This is a genomic window from Paenibacillus glufosinatiresistens (assembly GCF_031470375.1).
In the GTDB taxonomy this organism is placed as follows: Bacteria; Bacillota; Bacilli; order Paenibacillales; family Paenibacillaceae; genus Paenibacillus_AQ; species Paenibacillus_AQ glufosinatiresistens.
Map to the genome: position 1 here is coordinate 36559 of NZ_JAVFHT010000008.1, position 16910 is coordinate 53468.

Below are 16910 nucleotides of genomic sequence, written 5' to 3' on the forward strand. Positions count from 1 at the left end.
GAGTCTTAATCTCCTTTGACTTTAAAATAGGGACAAACGTATATATAAGCCTATTAGCGTGATGAACAGTGTAGGAATCGTCAAAATAATACCTGTTTTGAAATACGTTCCCCAAGATATCTTCACACCTTTAGTTGAAAGCACATGCAGCCACAGCAAGGTAGCCAGTGAACCAATCGGTGTGATCTTCGGTCCCAAATCAGAACCGATGACATTCGCATAAATTAAGGCTTCCTTAATCAGTCCCGAGGTATGCGTAGCATCAATGGCCAAGGCATCAATCATAACGGTTGGCATATTATTCATCACCGATGAAATAATGGCGGCTATAAAGCCCATTCCTATCGTCGCAGCAAATAGCCCTTGATTGGCAACAGCTTGGATCACATCGGCAAGCACGTCCGTCAGACCGGCATTGCGCAGTCCGTACACAACGACATACATCCCGATAGAGAAGAATACAACCGCCCAAGGTGCTCCCTTCACAACTTCCATGGTCTGCACAGAGGGACTTTTTCTAGCCATAACCAAGAAAAAGATTGCGATAATCCCGGCAACCACAGAAACTGGAATGTTGAGGAATTCACTGACGAAGTACCCAACTAACAGAACTGCAAGTACCCACCAAGATAGGTTGAACATCTTTTTGTCTTTGATGGCTTCATGTGGATTTTTGAGCTGAGAGCTATCAAACTTTCTTGGGATGCTCTTACGGAAAAATAGGTACAGAACCAGGATACTTGCTCCCAAAGAAAATAAGGTAGGCATAATCATATGCCCTGCGTATTCCATGAACGTAACCCCGAAAAAGTCTGCAGATACAATATTGACGAGATTACTGACAACTAGCGGCAATGAAGTGGTATCTGCAATGAACCCGCTGGCAATGATGAATGGGAAGACCTTTTTTTCATCAAAATTCAGTGCTCGGACCATAGCTAGCACAATCGGAGTCAGAATGAGCGCAGCACCATCGTTGGCAAAAAAAGCTGCCACCACTGCTCCAAGAATAGTGACATAGATAAACATCCGGGTCCCATTCCCACTGGCAGCTCTGGCCATATGTAAGGCAGCCCATTCGAAGAAACCAATTTTATCGAGGATTAAGGAAATCAGAATGATCGCAACAAATGCCAGTGTGGCATTCCATACAATCAAGGTAACGTCAAGAACATCGTTAAAACTGACTACACCTACAAGCAAAGCAAGAATCGCTCCACCGCAGGCCGACCATCCAATAGACAGATTTTTAGGCTGCCAAATTACAAATATTAAGGTTACGACAAAAATAATACTTGCTAAAAGTACCGAAACCAATCCTCTAACCTCCATTTAATTACATGAGATTCTTAAGCCTTTCTTATCGAGCTCATCCAGTTCATGATCTTGTGAAGGAACGAAGGCAATCAGATTTTGAATCAATTCATGCTGAAGGCTGTTTGGATTGACCGAGTAAAAAATCCACTGCCCTTTCCGGTTCTCTTTGACTAGGCCTGCATCTTTCAATTTCCGCAAATGCTGGCTTACTGATGGTTGACTTGTCTTAAAAATCTCAACGAGTTCGCATACACAGCATTCTTGCTTTTCCAGAAGCTTCATCATTGTCAGCCTGGTTTTATCTCCCAGTAGCTTTAATGTCTGCGATACTTCATCCAACTCATCCAAATTAAAAATCATCTTCACTCCCCCTTTCACTCCATCATTATATAACTATACGCTTATATAAACAAGTGAGAATATGCCTTTGCTCTCTCCTATTTAATCCTCAATCGCAAGCACATTCTGTATAATCTCCCTTTAATAAGGATAATAACGTTTGGGTATCCGGCAATGCATTCAGAATGGTTTGAATATAGGGTTCAGTGTCTATATCCAAGGAGTAATAAACCCACTGCGCACGTCTTGTTTCCTTGACCAGTCCTTGTGCCTTTAATTTTCTTAAATGTTGGCTCACATTGGGTTGAGACATATTCAAAATCTCCACTAAATCACAGACACACCACTCTTTATCTTTTAACAGTCCCATTATAGTGAGTCTAGTTTTGTCACCCAGTAATTTCAGTTTTTCAGCCATTTCCATATTGAACATATACACAATCCTCTCAAGAATACGAACAAAATGATACATAAATATATAATCATATATTAAAGTTCATTTCGTTTAAAATCAAGAAAGGCTACTTCTATAAATACATAAACTTATTGAAGAACGCCTTTAAATTCAAAACGATCGGACTTTGACAATCCTTCAATAAACCATTTCATCTTGATATTAATTAAATCTCGAACCTCACGAAATTTACTCAGTATTTCATCTTCGGACCCCGTGGTTTTTGCTGGATCTTCAAATCCCCAATGTACCTTTTTCACTCTTGGAGGCAATACCGGGCAATGCTCATCTGCATGGCCACATAAGGTAATGATGATGTCGGACCGAGCGATCAGAGAAAGAGAAACGAAATCCGAAGTATGGTGTGAAATGCTTACTCCAGCTTCCTCCATTACCTGTACAGCTCGTGGATTTAACCCATGCGCTTCGAGTCCTGCACTGTAAAATTCGCAATCACCTTTATAAAGCGTGTTGTAATATCGGGCAAATCCTTCAGCCATCTGGCTTCGGCAAGAATTACCTGTACAAAGAAATAAAATCACTAAAGGCTCATTCATTGTTATTCCTCCTGTAAACAAAGAATATGACCAATAAGCAATACCAATAACGGTGATACTAAACCCAATATCCCACAAGATGTTGTTTTTATTCGTTAACAGGTACTTTCATTTCCTTCAATAATCCAATCACCTTTAGTTGGATTTCGTCACGTGCAGCCCTCACGTCTTCCAGATGGCCCTCATGGGTTAATGGATCAGTAATATCCCATTGTACATTCCTTATGGCAAAGGGAACAATCGGACACCTTTCGTTTACTTGTTCACATAACTTAATAATGACTTTCGATTGCATAAATGTTTTCATATCAATCGTTTTAGAGCTTTTGCCTGAAATATCAATCCCTACTTCTTTCATAACTTCAATGGTATAAGGATGAATCTCTCCGGATTCAAGTCCAGCACTTTCAGCGATCACATGGTCACCACCGTAATGTCTGGCAAAAGCCTCGGCAATCTGACTGCGGCAACGATTCTGGATACAGAGGAAATACAGACGAATAGGTTTTTCCATCTTCTCAGGCCCCTTTCTATTTATATATCATCATATAATTAGATCATTATATACAAATCACACTTTATGTTATCGCTTTGTAAAATTGCGATGGCCTCATTTTCTTAAGTGTTTGATCTCCATTACTCCTTGAAAGCTGTTAGCTTCTTGTGCAGCTTAAAAAGATGCTCCCAAATGGTGAGGCTTGAAATCTGCAAATCAAAATACAAATATTCTCCAGATAATCTAGAGAAACATATCTGGATTCATGCTGCAGAAGTTTGATGAGTTTATAGAGTTCAGTTTTTTCTAGGGATAACACCGTATTATTCTTTCAATATCGAACTGATCGATGTAGACTTCCATATCCATAATTTTAAAAGGTTTTGTCTGTAAAGATACATGCAGTTTAGACGTACTGCCTGCATTTCTACTTAAGATCAACCTTAATGATCACTATGATTGGAGGACTGCCTACGCTTCAAGTATCGAATCTACTAAAAGTAAATCACAAATCGGCAATGTTAGACCAGAAGTAGGATAAGCTCCGGTGTTAACGATATAGCCGTGGTTATTAGTCCAAAGCTTAATAGATCGCTAAAAAATCGCTTGGAATGAATGTATTTTTAGGTGAAAATAATGGAAACTCCACGAGAATTATTCCAAATCATGACCCGGCGTTTAGGTTTGCTCAATAAGGATTGCTGCAGCATAGGTGGATGTGATCTCTCTGCGACCTAAAGCCATCTCCTGTATGAAATTGATCGAAGCCACAATCCCTCCATGCAACAGGTCGCTGACGCACTTGGGACCGATATTACTACCTTTAGCATCCGCTTGTATGGGTACCGCTTCAAGATCGAATGCACCTTCCGCGAAATGAAACAGGTGATCGGTGGATTCAGCTACCAATTCTGGAGCAAATCCATGCCGAAGCTGAAGCGTTATTTGAAGAAGGGAGAACCCCATCGACTGGAGCACGTAACCGATGAGAAGGACAAGGAAAACATCCGGTTGACGGTCAAGGCCATTGAAGGCTACGTCATGTGCAGCTGCATCGCCATGGGCCTGTTGCAACTGGTCGCCGTGCGTTATTCGTTCCTTGTTCCCGGCCTGTTTTTCCGATACCTGAGAACCCCTTCCAAGGCCATTGTTTCCGAAGCGACGGCTATGGCTTATTTACGCAAATCTATTTTTCGCTTGTTTGCTCGTAACCCGCATTTATCCATAACCAAAATAATTCAAGCCAAGTAGGAATTCGCTGATTACCATGCTGATTCCCTGGCTTCTTAGTGATTAGAACTTTTCACTGTCCAGTAAAATATCAAAAAGTATCTTGGAACCTTTCTTGTATATCTCTCATACTCATCACCAAACATAGAAAACAGATGCTTTTCCTCTTGCAATATTAATAAGTGAAAGGCAAGTAGATTGATAACCAATACAATTAAGGTAAAGAGGTTAGCATAGGTAGCGAATAGACCAATAAACATCAAGTTAAAACCTACAAAAGCAGGATTTCTGCTGAAATTGTAGATACCATCAGTTACAAGCGTTGTCTTTGTGGTTTTATCTATACCTACTCTCCAAGAGCTTTTCATAACAATGGTTGCCCAAATAAATATCCCTACTCCTACAGCTGTTATCATTATGCCTATATATGCTGTATAGATATTAATAAACAAGAAACCAATAACAGAGGATATTTGATGATGAAATATAATCTCTGATACCCAGGCCAGCAGCCACAATGAACTGGATACTCTAACAAACATTTCAGCACTATAAATTGAAAAATCCTTATTTCCTTTTGCCAATACATTAGCATTAATTTTCTCTCTTTGCTTCAACAATACCAGTTTGAGAATGTATCCTGTGCCAAAAATAATTAGTAATACCATAGAAATAATATCAGTTATCTGCATATTGATCCCTCCTATAAAGTGAACACATGATCAACCATTCATATATTATATAATACATTATGTGTTGGAAAAAACCAAGAAAAACTTACCAACGGATTTCAGCTCAATCCATAAAAAAATATAAATCTGAAAAAAGAAATCGGTAAGCCATGCTGCTCATTTGGGAAATATCTCCTTTCCGTGAATTTATTTTTACCTTAAAAAAGTTTAGAATGGACGTGAACGGACTACATACTATTTCTATTTCTATTTATTCGATGAGTAGAGATCACTTGAAAATTCTTATTTATGGTGCAGGCACAATCGGGAGTATTTTTGCTGGGAGACTTGCGTTGTCAGGATATGATATCACTGTCCTTGCAAGGGGGACAAGACTTGTTGACCTGAAAAAAAACGGGGTGATTCTCGTGAATCCAGGCAACAACCGAGAAGGAATTGCAAAGGTAAATTTGATTGAACATATGTTGCCAGACAATATTTTCGATTACATAATCGTAGTAATGCAAAAAACACAGATAGGCAGTGTATTGCCGATACTTTCTCAAAATATATCAAAAAATATTGTCTTTGTAGTCAATACGGCATCTGGTTATGACGAATGGGTTCATGCAGTGGGTAGTGACCGCCTGATGCTAGGATTTCCGTCCGGCGTGTAGACGGCCGGGTACATTACTTTATCGGCAAGGGATTCATGCGTGCTTTTCAGACCACTACTTTTTCAGAATACAGTGGCCAAAAAACCAAAAGGCTACAAAAAATAGTAGATATTTTTAACAGTGCCGGTATTTCTTCAGTTGTAACTAGTAACATGGATATGTGGCAGAAAACGCATGTGGCAATGGTTACAAGTATCGGTAACGCCCTTTATAAACATAATAGTAATAATTTTGCTTTGGCAAAATCATATGCAGATATTAAATTGATGGTTCTGGGGATAAAAGAAGGCTTTGCTGTGTTAACTAAATTAGGCATTAAAATCACACCTTCAAAACTTCACTATTTAAAAATTTCCGTTTTTATGATTGCCCCAATTATTAAAATTATCATGGGCACAAAGTTTGCTGAAACAGCCATGGCAAAGCATACAGCCGCAGCAAAACCCGAGATGATCTGCCTTCAGGAAGAATTTGATATGCTAATCAAAAAGAGTAATGTGGCTACCCCTTCTATTGATAAGTTACGAAAAAATCTTTTAAAAGATGATTCTCCTATTGTGTAAGGGGACATGAAAACTGGCTTTCAGTAATTTACCGAGAGGTCACAGTATGAAGTATGAGATTATTACGATAATTAACCAGCTCAAAAAAAGTTCCCGGTGGGCGCTTCTACGACCGGCCAGCGATCATAATCAGACGTCCACGGGTAACGGTCAGCGTTCGCATAGACGCGCATCGAGGTTTCGATGGCGTTATTGACCCAGAAGATCGTCGCGTGTGTAAGTATGTCATCCTTCGAAAAGACATTCTACGATCAAGCTTCAGGATCTGGGTTCGTATGCTCTCAGGGAGGTCGTCAGTGTAAATTGAACCGATCACGTGCTATTTCTATTAATTCGTCTACCTGTTTTATTGTTTTCACGTAACTATTCAGGTGCCCATCTTAAAGTCAACGAAAATAAGGGGTGCAGCGCACCCCTTAGGGAAAAAATTAAATGGGAAGTGCAACATTCCCTTTAAACACGGACTGAATACTTTCGGACACTGGAAGGGAATGTTTTTTAGGGTGGATAGGAAGCCTCCCTGTAACAAACTTGGCGCCAAAAAGTTCAGCCTGCTTGCGCATATTTTCCATCAGGTCAGGACCCATAATACCTTCGGGAAAGCCAGGGAAATCGCACTCATTTTGTGAACAATTCAATTTCAAGAAATCAAATTTTCGAAAGGACTGAGAAATGAGCTGCTTTAGCTTTTTTTAGCGTAAAAGTCTCAGTCCATTGAGGATAACGAGTATCGTACTGCCCTCATGGCCAATGACACCAAAAGGAAGAGCAATCCCTTGCATAAAGTTGCTGAGAATCATAGTCGCTATTACCGTTACGGCAAAAACCATATTCTGCTTCACGATACGCTGCGAACGCCGGGCCAATGCAATAGTTGAAGCGATCTCTTCAATATTGTCATTCATCAGCACAACGTCGGCAATCTCCAGTGCTGCACCGCTGCCCTTCATACCCATGCCCATACCGACTGTTGCCGTGGCCAGCGCCGGCGCATCATTCACGCCATCCCCCACCATAATCACATTCCCGTACTGCTCGCGCAGCGCTTTGATATGCGTCACTTTATCCTCGGGCAAAAGACCTGCAAATACAAGGTCAACGCCGGTTCTCCCGGCAATCACTTCCGCCGTTGCCGCGCGGTCGCCGGTCAGCATCGCCACCTTGATGCCCAGCTCCTGCAGCTTGCGCACCGCTGCTTCCGCCTGCGGACGCACCGTATCCTGCAGTGCAATCATTCCGACAATACGTTCACCAGCAAGAATAAGCGATACAGTTTTCCCCTCTCCCTCAAATTGTTGACGCAGCGAAATCCACTGCTCATCCCCGCCCTCAGCTACGGTGTTATTCTGTTCATCCAGCAGATTGGATTTGCCAATTCTCCATAGCTGTCCGTCAATCAGCCCTTCAATCCCCCAGCCGGTCACGGACTTGCTCTCCTGAATAACTGGCAGCTCAAGGTGTTCATCCTCAGCCAGGCGGACAATTGCTTCCGCCAGCGGATGGCGGGACAATTTCTCAATCGAAGCACTAACCGCCAGCAGCTCATTCCGGTCATACCCTTCTCCGGCGATGAAATCAGTCACTTGCGGAATACCCTCAGTCAACGTTCCTGTCTTGTCAAAAGCAACCACTGAGGTCTTCGCCATATTCTCCAAATGGACGCCGCCCTTGAACAGGATGCCTTTGCGCGCGCTTTTGGATATTGCCGACAGCATCGCCGGCATAATGGAAGAGACCAGTGCGCACGGGGATGCCACGACAAGAAATACCATGGCTTTATAGAATGTGGCACTCCAGCTCCAGTCCAGCAAGAACGGAGGCAGAGCAATCAGTGCTACCGTAGCGGCTACCACTACCCGGGCATAAATCGACTCCAGCCGCTTAATGAACCGCTGCGACTCCGGCACTTCAGTTTCCGCCTCTTCGACCATTTTGATGATCTTGGCAAAAAGCGTGTTCCCCGCAGACTTGGTTACCTCTATATAAAGCGGGCCTTCACCATTAATTGTTCCGGCAAACACTTCACTGCCGACCGTTTTCTCGACAGGCAAAGATTCACCCGTGATGGATGCTTGATTGACAGCTGATTCCCCCTGGTAGATTGTGCCATCTGCAGGGATCAGCTCGCCGGGACGCACAAGCAGCAGGTCTCCCACTGCCAAAAGGTCAATCGCAACCTCGCTCATAATGCCCTTTTCAATGCGGACAGCGGTGGCCGGTTTAAGGGCCATCAGCGATGAAATATCCTTTTTGCTGCGTTCCATTGTATAGCTTTCCAGCGCTCCACTCAGTGCAAAAATAAAGATCAACATTGCTCCTTCATTCCAATAGCCGATCGATGCTGCACCCAGTGCGGCGGCAATCATCAGTAGGTTCACGTCAAGGTCATGCTCTTTGACCAGCGTCTCCACGCCCTCTTTCGCCGTGATCCAGCCGCCTAGCGCGTAGGAAATGACATATAGGATGATGGAGAACACTTCCGACCAGCCGCTGACAACCCAGGCAATAAGCATAAGTAATCCGCTGCCGAGAACGGCCTGCATTTCAGGATTGCCAAGCATGGCCATCGGATCGAAACGGCGTGGCTTCGGAGCCCGCGGCTGCTGCGCGCTGCCCTGGTGCGCCATTTGTTTAGGCATTTGTTCTGATTTTGCTTGCATTGTAAATCACTCTCCTGATTAGTTTGTGGGGGATATTTGGCACCCTTCCCAGTGAGGTTATATGTGCTGCTGAGAATGAGAGCCATTATTAAGGCCCTTAAAATGACACATGCTATCCCGTCTCAGCCGGGATAGCATGGTAAATGAGAATGATAATCGTTGTTGCCATTGCACAAAATTATTTCCTCAGTGCAACTTATACTATTAATATAACATGTTCTCCGGGAAAGTAAAGCTAACGACACGGCTGATTTCACGGTTACAAGCTTAAGACAAACTGTAAATTTTCTCTGGCTTGTCCTATCCCACTAACGCCAAACACTAATCATTTGATGCCTAACAGGTGATAACTGAGGGGGAGGGTGCGTACCAAAAGCCATGGAGAGTACGGATGAATAGCGGTTATGTATCCAAGTGTGCATCCTGGGCAAATCTCAAGCATCAGAGAAGCAGGTTTGCGAAGAACTACCCTTTGGTCATAAAGAATAAACAGACCATCAGCGCTCCCACAACGGTATTTCTGCCAGTGTTTCTGAATAAATTCGCCCTTCGGACGATGTACACCTTTTCTACAAGAACAAAACGGCTGCACCGTCCTAAACTGGACAGAGTAGCCGTTTTAGGTTTTTCAGTGCTGAGGGGTATTTTGAGTTCCTAGCTCAGCCAACCTATACTTCTCCAGTAATTCCAGGCCGCCTTGGACTGTGGGGCAAGCCCAAGTGGAAAAAGTGTATTTATCCACTTACGCCCCCGTTGCAAGGGATATTATGTTAAGGGGTTATACCGATGAATCGGAACACGTGATTCGATTTACCTACCAAAGAGCATTACTAGCGGCAAAACAAGAATAGTGGAATGATATGGACAACGACCATCAACTGTGATGGTCATTTTGCTTCCAGATGGATATTATGAGAAAACAGCCGATTGTCTATGATCCGACAGTCGGCTGTACTTATTCAATCTGCAGCATTCGAACAAAATTTATTCAAAATCCTTGATCCGCTTTTTGCCTTTCGTTATAATAACCGACATTCTATGATCATTGGTGCTTATCCGGTGGTACAGCCGATACATGTATGTCGGCTGTACCACTATATGGTAAAACAAAAATTATGGATGATCTTAGAGTTGGTCCAACGATACACACTGAAAAAAAAACTAGGCCTGCCCGATTAACAAACAGACACGGTTTTCGAGACGATTTAAATATAGGTTAGGGTCTCTGCGGAAGCGAAGACGCTTTGTACCTTCGAGAAGTCGAGATTCCCAACCCTTACGTTCATGGAGGTAGCTTTCATAGTCTACACGGCTCAGCCGTTTCAACAGGTTCTCTTGCTTTAAAGCGTCATCTACCCAAATGACAAATTCTCCACTGCGCCAGATGTAGCGATTCCAACTGCGTAGTCCGGTCATTCGGCGGTGACGTGTTTTGGTCCGGCGGAAGAATCGTTCATGGTCATTATTGGTCCTTGGTACGTATGACGTATCGTAACACGCAAACAAGCCGTCCCAGAACCCGGTGGTATATCGCTCAAAATTCTCGACCATTTCGGTGTCTTCTTTTCGAGTGTAGCTCTGCTTTAATTCGGTGCGTAACCACTGCATTTGCACACGAACGCAGTCTGCGGTTTGCGGCTCTGGCGCACTCAAAATATGTGCAGCATCTTGAAGAGGCTTTAGCCAGCGCTTCACTTTTTCGTATGGCAAGCGGAAGCCGTCCAGTTTTTCAAACAACTTCAGGAGTTTTTGGCTGTAAGTGAACCCCCTTTTTTAGCGCTTCGCTGAAGCGAGTTCCGAATCGCCAAGGCTTCTTCGTACACCCGAACACCCGGGAGATCTAGGGGTGGGTTCCCATCTTCGAGCAAGACGGCGCGCACCGCAGCCAGATAGTCTCTGGCAATGGCAGCTTCTTCAGAAACCTCCGTCTGAATCTGCTTTTCCAATTGGCGAATCCCGCGCAAGTTTTTCTTAATCCCCGTCTTCAGCTTGCGGTCCAGATCCATGACGGGTTTGGCAATATCTTTGAGATAATGGTACTGGCAATATTGGTAAGGCACTTCCGGCCACAGGCCGGACATAGCCAGACGAATCGAATGCTGACCATCACTCAGCAGACCCATAATCGGAAAGCCGAGTTGCTCCACAGGCTCTAGCAAACGTTTCAATTCCTCTGCGCTGCCGCTTTTTAGGTTTTGTGCAGCGAGGATGCTGCCGCTAAATCCTTCGCGTACTACGTATAGGGTTTCGTTTCCTTTTTCGGGTTGGACACCGTCCATAGAAAGAAGCAGCCCGCCGTGCTCTTGCACCACTCCAGCTAAGGTTTCTCGAAGGTGGTCGGTGACCGACGCACGAAGCAGCGTTACATACCGTTCGTACAGTCGTTCACAATTCCGCTCGGAGGTCACGATTCCCCGTCGGTTCAATTCCTCGTGCAGTTCGGACAGCGTGTAGTGATGTTTGAACCGAAGTTCGCCGACGAGGGCAAGGTCGTCAAAACCGTAGGAGGTGTGTTTCATCACAATCGCGTCGGCTTCGGCAGATCGAAAATAGGATCCGGGATACGGGCACTCCGGGTTCGGACAGGCGTAGGCCATATTCCAGACGTCAAAGATTCCGCTAAGCATATTCACATATTTATGCCAAGCCGTATGATGCCGCTTCAGTTTCGTTCCGCAGTGCGGGCATTGCCGTAGTTCACTATGGAAATAAATCCTCTTTTCCGGGGTAATCCGGTTTTTGGTTGAAGGCATGAGCACCTCTTCCTTCCTTACCTTTTATTACCCTATCGGTGAATCTTTCAACAAGGTTAGTGAAACGGGCAGACCTAGAAAAAAAAGCAGCGATTCTCCAATAACGGGAGAATCGCTGCTTTTTTTAATGTTTGAAGCTTTTGAGAAGATCGAGAATCTGACTCGTCAGTAAAATATCTACTTTTGGGACGGCCCCCAGCTTCATAAACAGCCAATATCTCTTCTCGTTTCAGCCCATTTCATCCCTACTGGAAAATTCTACTTGAATCTTACCACTGGATTTATAGCGATTAATAGATGTTTTTGGAAGTACCTGAATAGTTACATTACAAGAACTATGCGTTGTGGATATATACTCAGATTGTAAGCGGGTCAGATGAATCCCTTCACAGATTAACGATGATCTGTCACTATGTAGCCATAGTCTTGCTACAGTCGTTTTTCCAATACCAGTCTTCCTTTATCTCCTCTACATTTCCGCATATTGCACATAAATAGATGATGATGCATGTGATTATACTCATCACCACGATACTAGGAGCGGGTCACGGCATCGTCAAAGTTTATTTCTAAATCAATATCGATCTCGGCTAAAAGTTCCATTGTCCTGTCTACAGTCGCCCGTCCGATCTTAGAGGATACCTCGAGAATGGCATTTCACTTCGATGAAATATTATATTTCAGCCCCTTCCCAATCTGTTTACTTTCATAGGGTCCCTAATACGCATTATTGACCTGATTCTTAGTCTCTGTGACGTCACCTTATCGTATGTCTCCGGTGCTTCCTGAAAAGCGTCTTATATTTGATCTACTACTTTGCGGCAATTGTCATCCGCGGCATGAACTTGACCTGGAATGATCACATCATTAGCATAATGACTGCCAAACCAGTTCGCCAAAATCTACCTTGCAACCGAAGCCTCCCCTACTGTTGAACTGTACAATCAATACTTTCATCATACGAAATGATAATGATTCTCATAATAAACCTTTTGCTTTAATGTACTGAATAATGCGTCATAAATATGTGATATTTGTCATCCTTGGTTGCTTTTTCAGTCTGTTTGTAGTTAGTTTGAGCATAAAGAAAAGAGTGTTCCAAGAACCGTTGTCGGCGTTTAGAACACTCCATGTTTCTATCCAGCTATTTAACTCGTGTACTTCTACATTTACTACCCCTGCGAACAATATCCACACTCTCTAGGTTGCCCTTGTTTACCTATGTCCTTACTTTGACCTTGCAAATTGACTAAGACTTACTCACGTTTAATACTCGCATGGCATTCAATACCGCAATCATGGTCACGCCGACATCTGAAAATACTGCTTCCCACATAGTGGCGATACCAAACGCGCCTAAAATTAAGAATACAGCCTTTACACTCAGAGCAAAGATGATATTCTGCCAAACAATCCGTCTGGTTCTCTTAGCAATTCGTATAGCTGTCGAGATTTTCGAGGGTTCATCTGTCATAATGACAATGTCAGCTGCTTCTATAGCGGCATCCGACCCTAATCCACCCATGGCTATACCCACATCTGCCCGAGCTAACACTGGAGTATCATTAATACCGTCACCAACAAAAATTATTTTTTCTTTAGGCGATTTACTCTGCATCAACTTCTCAATCTCTTCCACTTTATGCTGTGGAAGTAGCTCTGCATGCACTTCATCTATACCTAGCTGCTTACCAACTGAATCGCCAACCGCCTTTGCATCCCCTGTCAGCATAACGATTTTCTTAATGCCCAATTCTTTCAATGAACGTACGGCCTTTGCGGAATCATCCTTTATTTCATCTGAAATGATAATAAAGCCAGCATATTTTTTTTCAATTGCAACATGAATAACCGTTCCTGACTCATTGGGCGCTTCAATGCCGTACTTGTTCATCAGCTTGATGTTACCTGCTAAGACCTCTTTCCCTTGAACATTTACTTGTATCCCATGTCCGGAGATTTCATTATATCCGTCCATTTGATCTTCCTTGATCTCCTTACTATAGGCCACCTTTATGGATTCAGCGATAGGATGAGTAGAATGCAGTTCTGCGAAAGCAGCATATTCAAGAAGTTCATCTTCGGATAATTCTGCGGCAGGGTTAATACTAGTAACTTTAAATGCTCCCTTAGTGAGTGTTCCTGTCTTGTCAAATACAACATACTTAACATTGTTTAAGGCTTCCAAGTAATTGCTGCCCTTGACCAGTATTCCTGTCTTGGATGCTGCTCCAATTCCTCCAAAAAAGCCCAGTGGAATGGAAACCACAAGCGCACAAGGACAAGATATGACCAAGAAGACAAGCGCCCGGTAGATCCAATCAGAAAAGGTCGCTCCACTTAAAACCAGGGGAGGCACAACCGCCAGAAGTAACGCGACGATAACAACAACCGGTGTATAGTAACGCGCAAATTTAGAGATAAATTTTTCAGTCGGCGCTTTCTTACTGCTTGCATTTTCGACAAGTTCCAATATTTTGGATACCGTCGATTCCCCAAACAGCTTAGTCACTTCCACTGTTATAACTCCGTTTTTGTTAATGAAACCGCCCAGAACCTCACTCTTTACTTCCACTTCCCGAGGCATAGACTCACCGGTTAGTGCTGATGTATCTACCGCTGAGCTTCCTTCAATGACTACTCCATCCAATGGTACCTTTTCACCGGGTTTAACAACAATATGATCTCCTATGTTAACCTCTTCCGGCGAAACCCGTTTGGTATCATTTCCGGTTTTTAGGTTCGCATAATCGGGTCTGATATCCAATAGCGCACTGATTGATTTACGGGATCGATTAATGGCAATACTCTGAAATAGCTCTCCTACTTGATAAAAGAGCATTACGGCTACACCTTCAGGGTATTGTTGAATAGCAAATGCGCCAATGGTAGCTACGGACATTAAGAAGTATTCATCAAATACTTGGCCACGAAGAATGTTCTTAACAGCTTGAAGCACAATATCGCCGCCGATGAGGAGATAGGCTACCAAAAATATAGTTAGTTCTAACCAACCTGAAAATGAACCTAACATTCCGACTCCAGCAACTACTGCACCCACTGCCAAACGAATTAACATTATTCTGATTTTTTCCTTACCAACATCATGCGAATGGCCTTCATGCCCGTCACTATCATGCGAATGACCTTCATGTCCGCCACTGCCATGCGAATGACCTGCGTGCCCATCGCTAGCATGCTTATGTCCTGCTTGTTCTTTGGCACGCATTTGCCCAGAGCCGCCTTTCATCTTAATACTCACTTCAATATGCGGCTCGAGTTTATTAACTAATTTAGTTGCCGCAGATACAATTTCCTCATTCTGATCTTTATCTGCCTCAAAACTCAACGTCTTATTTACGAAATTGACAGAACAGTCTGAGACCCCTTGGATTTTTTTTACGCCATTTTCGATTTTCAATGCACAGTTTGCACAATCTAATCCTTCTAATAATAACTCACGTTTTACCGTATCTTTGGATTGACCTAATTGTCCCAAATAAATTATCCCCTTTCACAAAAGTAATGTATGAACATATGTTCATGTGATAATCTTATTATATGCTTATTTATTAATTCAAGTCAACGATCATTCAGCATGTTGCTAATACTAAAGTTTAAAATACAGAACACTAAAAGATTGGAGGGCTCTCAACGGATCGGCTTGCTTTTTTAAAAATATTAGGTTCATTAATAAGCATGTTATAATTTTAAAAACTATGTTTTTGGGTATAGGAAGGTGAACCATGGAAAGACCAGCAAATGAGGTAGACAAAGTTACTACTTTGGCTTTTGAGAAAGATCTTAATTCTGTAAAATCAGAAATGATGAATATAACTACAGTATCTCAGATGGCTGATTGGTTTAAAGCTTTCAGTGACCCCACAAGAATTAAAATTGTAGATGCTTTACTTCAAAGGGAGTTATGTGTGAATGATTTGAGCGTAATAATAGATATGGGACAATCTGCTGTCTCCCATCAGCTAAGACTTTTAAGAAACATGCGAATTGTAAAACGTCGAAAAGAAGGTAAGACCGTCTTTTATTCGCTGCATGACACACATGTTGAACAGATTTTCCAACAGACTCTGCAACATTTAAGACATGAATAATTACACAAATAAGGCCGGCACACACGATAGCTCTAGCAATCTTTTTAATGAAACGTTTCTTGTTCCCTACTCCCCCTAGGTTTGAGGGAACAAGAAGCTTAATTCAAACGGTGAATAATGTTTGCTTAGCTATTAAATATACTTTCTCAGTTTATCAATATAGGGTGTTGTCCTATTTGATTTTTTTATTAATTCATCAAATTCTTTCTGTAACAGTTCCATTTCATTATGAGCAACAATTGTATGTTTTGACATCGTAACTTCTGCAATTTTAGTACTCATGATTATTTTAAAGATAAATGATAAAAACCCCACAGGCAATTTAAAATAGTGTAGCTTACGAGGGGTTACTTTATACCCTAAAGCCTCAATGACTTGAAAACCTTCTTTAATTCCTTGAATCATAAGCTGAATATCCTTAGTGGATTTGGATAGCGCATAATTGTTTGATTTATGTATATATAGGGCATTTGCAATACTGGTAACTAATGCAACATGAGTTTTTTGCCAAGCATCCATATTAGAACTTGTTAAAGTGGGGATATGACTTCTATTTAAGGCTTTGACAAGAGCAGTTAATCTAGATGTTGTTTTGCCGTCTAACTCTCCAAAGGTTGTAGTTTGAAAAGCACGGGCAATGCCTCTTCCAATAAAATAATTCACAACCCCATTTTTGAGTTCTCCTCCAGCTGCTGGAAATCCGATCATCAATCTTTTCTGCCCAATGCATTTTAACCATTCATCATATCCAAGTGGGTTATTGACGACAAAAACAATATTTTCACTTTGGTTTTTTGCTAGATAAGGTAAAACAGAATTGACCTGCGTCTTTTGCATAATGACTAGGATATAATCGTAGACATCACTCGGTTCAAGATGATCAATAACCCTGACCTTTGATACTTCTTTACGATCAGAGTAAGCATTCTGCAGGATAATACCATTTGCAGTCATATCTTCATATCTTTGATTTCGAGCAAGAACAGTGACATTATACCCCACGCTTGCCAGTTTACCAGCAAAAATACTGCCAATTACCCCTGCTCCATATATCAGAAATTTCATTTTCTATTCACCTCGA

Annotated in this window: 14 protein-coding genes and 2 pseudogenes; 4 read left to right on the forward strand and 12 right to left on the reverse strand. The window is 42.4% G+C overall.

The genetic code is table 11. The features are described from left to right. Positions 1-21: 21 nt before the first annotated feature. The 5 genes from RBI05_RS10800 to RBI05_RS10820 all read right to left on the reverse strand — a co-directional run bounded on the left by RBI05_RS10800 (position 22) and on the right by RBI05_RS10820 (position 3181). Positions 22-1317, reverse strand: a complete 1296-nt coding sequence (locus RBI05_RS10800; RefSeq protein WP_310551117.1) for an arsenic transporter — start codon at positions 1315-1317, stop codon at positions 22-24. A gap of 15 nt (positions 1318-1332) precedes the next feature. After that, positions 1333-1677, reverse strand: coding sequence for an ArsR/SmtB family transcription factor (locus RBI05_RS10805; protein WP_310551118.1), 345 nt, complete (start codon positions 1675-1677; stop codon positions 1333-1335). Positions 1678-1765: 88 nt separating this feature from the next. Next, the gene (locus tag RBI05_RS10810; protein WP_310551119.1) at positions 1766-2089 is read right to left on the reverse strand and encodes an ArsR/SmtB family transcription factor; all 324 of its coding nucleotides are present in this window, start codon (positions 2087-2089) and stop codon (positions 1766-1768) included. Between the two features lie 110 nt (positions 2090-2199). Continuing rightward, positions 2200-2667 (reverse strand): arsenate reductase (thioredoxin), encoded by a 468-nt coding sequence (arsC, locus tag RBI05_RS10815; RefSeq protein ID WP_310551120.1) that lies wholly within the window; start codon positions 2665-2667, stop codon positions 2200-2202. A gap of 88 nt (positions 2668-2755) precedes the next feature. After that, positions 2756-3181 (reverse strand): arsenate reductase ArsC, encoded by a 426-nt coding sequence (locus RBI05_RS10820; RefSeq protein WP_310551121.1) that lies wholly within the window; start codon positions 3179-3181, stop codon positions 2756-2758. Between the two features lie 618 nt (positions 3182-3799). Here RBI05_RS10820 and RBI05_RS10825 point away from each other — a divergent pair. After that, positions 3800-3991, forward strand: a pseudogene (locus tag RBI05_RS10825) (MarR family winged helix-turn-helix transcriptional regulator); the annotation flags it as partial. A gap of 458 nt (positions 3992-4449) precedes the next feature. On the opposite strand, the gene RBI05_RS10830 reads toward RBI05_RS10825, so the two are convergent. Continuing rightward, positions 4450-5085 (reverse strand): methyltransferase family protein, encoded by a 636-nt coding sequence (locus tag RBI05_RS10830; protein ID WP_310551122.1) that lies wholly within the window; start codon positions 5083-5085, stop codon positions 4450-4452. A 149-nt stretch (positions 5086-5234) separates the two neighbouring features. Here RBI05_RS10830 and RBI05_RS10835 point away from each other — a divergent pair, with 149 nt between their 5' ends. Both RBI05_RS10835 and RBI05_RS10840 read left to right on the forward strand, forming a co-directional pair. Then, complete coding sequence (locus RBI05_RS10835; RefSeq protein ID WP_310551123.1) at positions 5235-5741, forward strand: ketopantoate reductase family protein; 507 nt, start codon at positions 5235-5237, stop codon at positions 5739-5741. A gap of 35 nt (positions 5742-5776) precedes the next feature. Beyond that, positions 5777-6304 (forward strand): hypothetical protein, encoded by a 528-nt coding sequence (locus tag RBI05_RS10840; protein ID WP_310551124.1) that lies wholly within the window; start codon positions 5777-5779, stop codon positions 6302-6304. A 518-nt stretch (positions 6305-6822) separates the two neighbouring features. On the opposite strand, the pseudogene RBI05_RS10845 reads toward RBI05_RS10840, so the two are convergent. The 5 genes and pseudogenes from RBI05_RS10845 to RBI05_RS10865 all read right to left on the reverse strand — a co-directional run. After that, positions 6823-6918 (reverse strand): annotated as a pseudogene (locus RBI05_RS10845) (thioredoxin-disulfide reductase); the annotation flags it as partial. Positions 6919-6996: 78 nt separating this feature from the next. After that, positions 6997-8964 (reverse strand): heavy metal translocating P-type ATPase, encoded by a 1968-nt coding sequence (locus RBI05_RS10850; protein WP_310551125.1) that lies wholly within the window; start codon positions 8962-8964, stop codon positions 6997-6999. Positions 8965-10125: 1161 nt separating this feature from the next. After that, positions 10126-10701, reverse strand: coding sequence for a hypothetical protein (locus tag RBI05_RS10855; RefSeq protein WP_310551126.1), 576 nt, complete (start codon positions 10699-10701; stop codon positions 10126-10128). A 2-nt stretch (positions 10702-10703) separates the two neighbouring features. After that, a complete protein-coding gene (locus RBI05_RS10860) occupies positions 10704-11717 on the reverse strand; it encodes a transposase (protein WP_310551127.1) in 1014 nt (337 codons plus the stop codon). A 1249-nt stretch (positions 11718-12966) separates the two neighbouring features. Next, positions 12967-15216: a heavy metal translocating P-type ATPase gene (locus RBI05_RS10865; protein WP_310551128.1), complete on the reverse strand. Its 2250-nt coding sequence runs from the start codon at positions 15214-15216 to the stop codon at positions 12967-12969. A 247-nt stretch (positions 15217-15463) separates the two neighbouring features. Here RBI05_RS10865 and RBI05_RS10870 point away from each other — a divergent pair, with 247 nt between their 5' ends. Continuing rightward, positions 15464-15829: an ArsR/SmtB family transcription factor gene (locus RBI05_RS10870; RefSeq protein WP_310551129.1), complete on the forward strand. Its 366-nt coding sequence runs from the start codon at positions 15464-15466 to the stop codon at positions 15827-15829. A 132-nt stretch (positions 15830-15961) separates the two neighbouring features. Here the strand turns inward: RBI05_RS10870 and RBI05_RS10875 are convergent, their stop codons facing one another. Then, the gene (locus RBI05_RS10875) at positions 15962-16894 is read right to left on the reverse strand and encodes a ketopantoate reductase family protein (RefSeq protein ID WP_310551130.1); all 933 of its coding nucleotides are present in this window, start codon (positions 16892-16894) and stop codon (positions 15962-15964) included. Positions 16895-16910 lie beyond the last annotated feature (16 nt).

Coding starts and splice junctions, on each gene's coding strand:
- RBI05_RS10860 (WP_310551127.1), bottom strand. CDS start 11,717: ATGCCTTCAACCAAAAACCGGATTACCCCGGAAAAGAGGATTTATTTC.
- RBI05_RS10870 (WP_310551129.1), top strand. CDS start 15,464: ATGGAAAGACCAGCAAATGAGGTAGACAAAGTTACTACTTTGGCTTTT.
- RBI05_RS10835 (WP_310551123.1), top strand. CDS start 5,235: ATGCTGCTCATTTGGGAAATATCTCCTTTCCGTGAATTTATTTTTACC.
- RBI05_RS10875 (WP_310551130.1), bottom strand. CDS start 16,894: ATGAAATTTCTGATATATGGAGCAGGGGTAATTGGCAGTATTTTTGCT.
- RBI05_RS10830 (WP_310551122.1), bottom strand. CDS start 5,085: ATGCAGATAACTGATATTATTTCTATGGTATTACTAATTATTTTTGGC.
- RBI05_RS10810 (WP_310551119.1), bottom strand. CDS start 2,089: ATGTTCAATATGGAAATGGCTGAAAAACTGAAATTACTGGGTGACAAA.
- RBI05_RS10820 (WP_310551121.1), bottom strand. CDS start 3,181: ATGGAAAAACCTATTCGTCTGTATTTCCTCTGTATCCAGAATCGTTGC.
- RBI05_RS10805 (WP_310551118.1), bottom strand. CDS start 1,677: ATGATTTTTAATTTGGATGAGTTGGATGAAGTATCGCAGACATTAAAG.
- RBI05_RS10840 (WP_310551124.1), top strand. CDS start 5,777: ATGCGTGCTTTTCAGACCACTACTTTTTCAGAATACAGTGGCCAAAAA.
- RBI05_RS10850 (WP_310551125.1), bottom strand. CDS start 8,964: ATGCAAGCAAAATCAGAACAAATGCCTAAACAAATGGCGCACCAGGGC.
- arsC (WP_310551120.1), bottom strand. CDS start 2,667: ATGAATGAGCCTTTAGTGATTTTATTTCTTTGTACAGGTAATTCTTGC.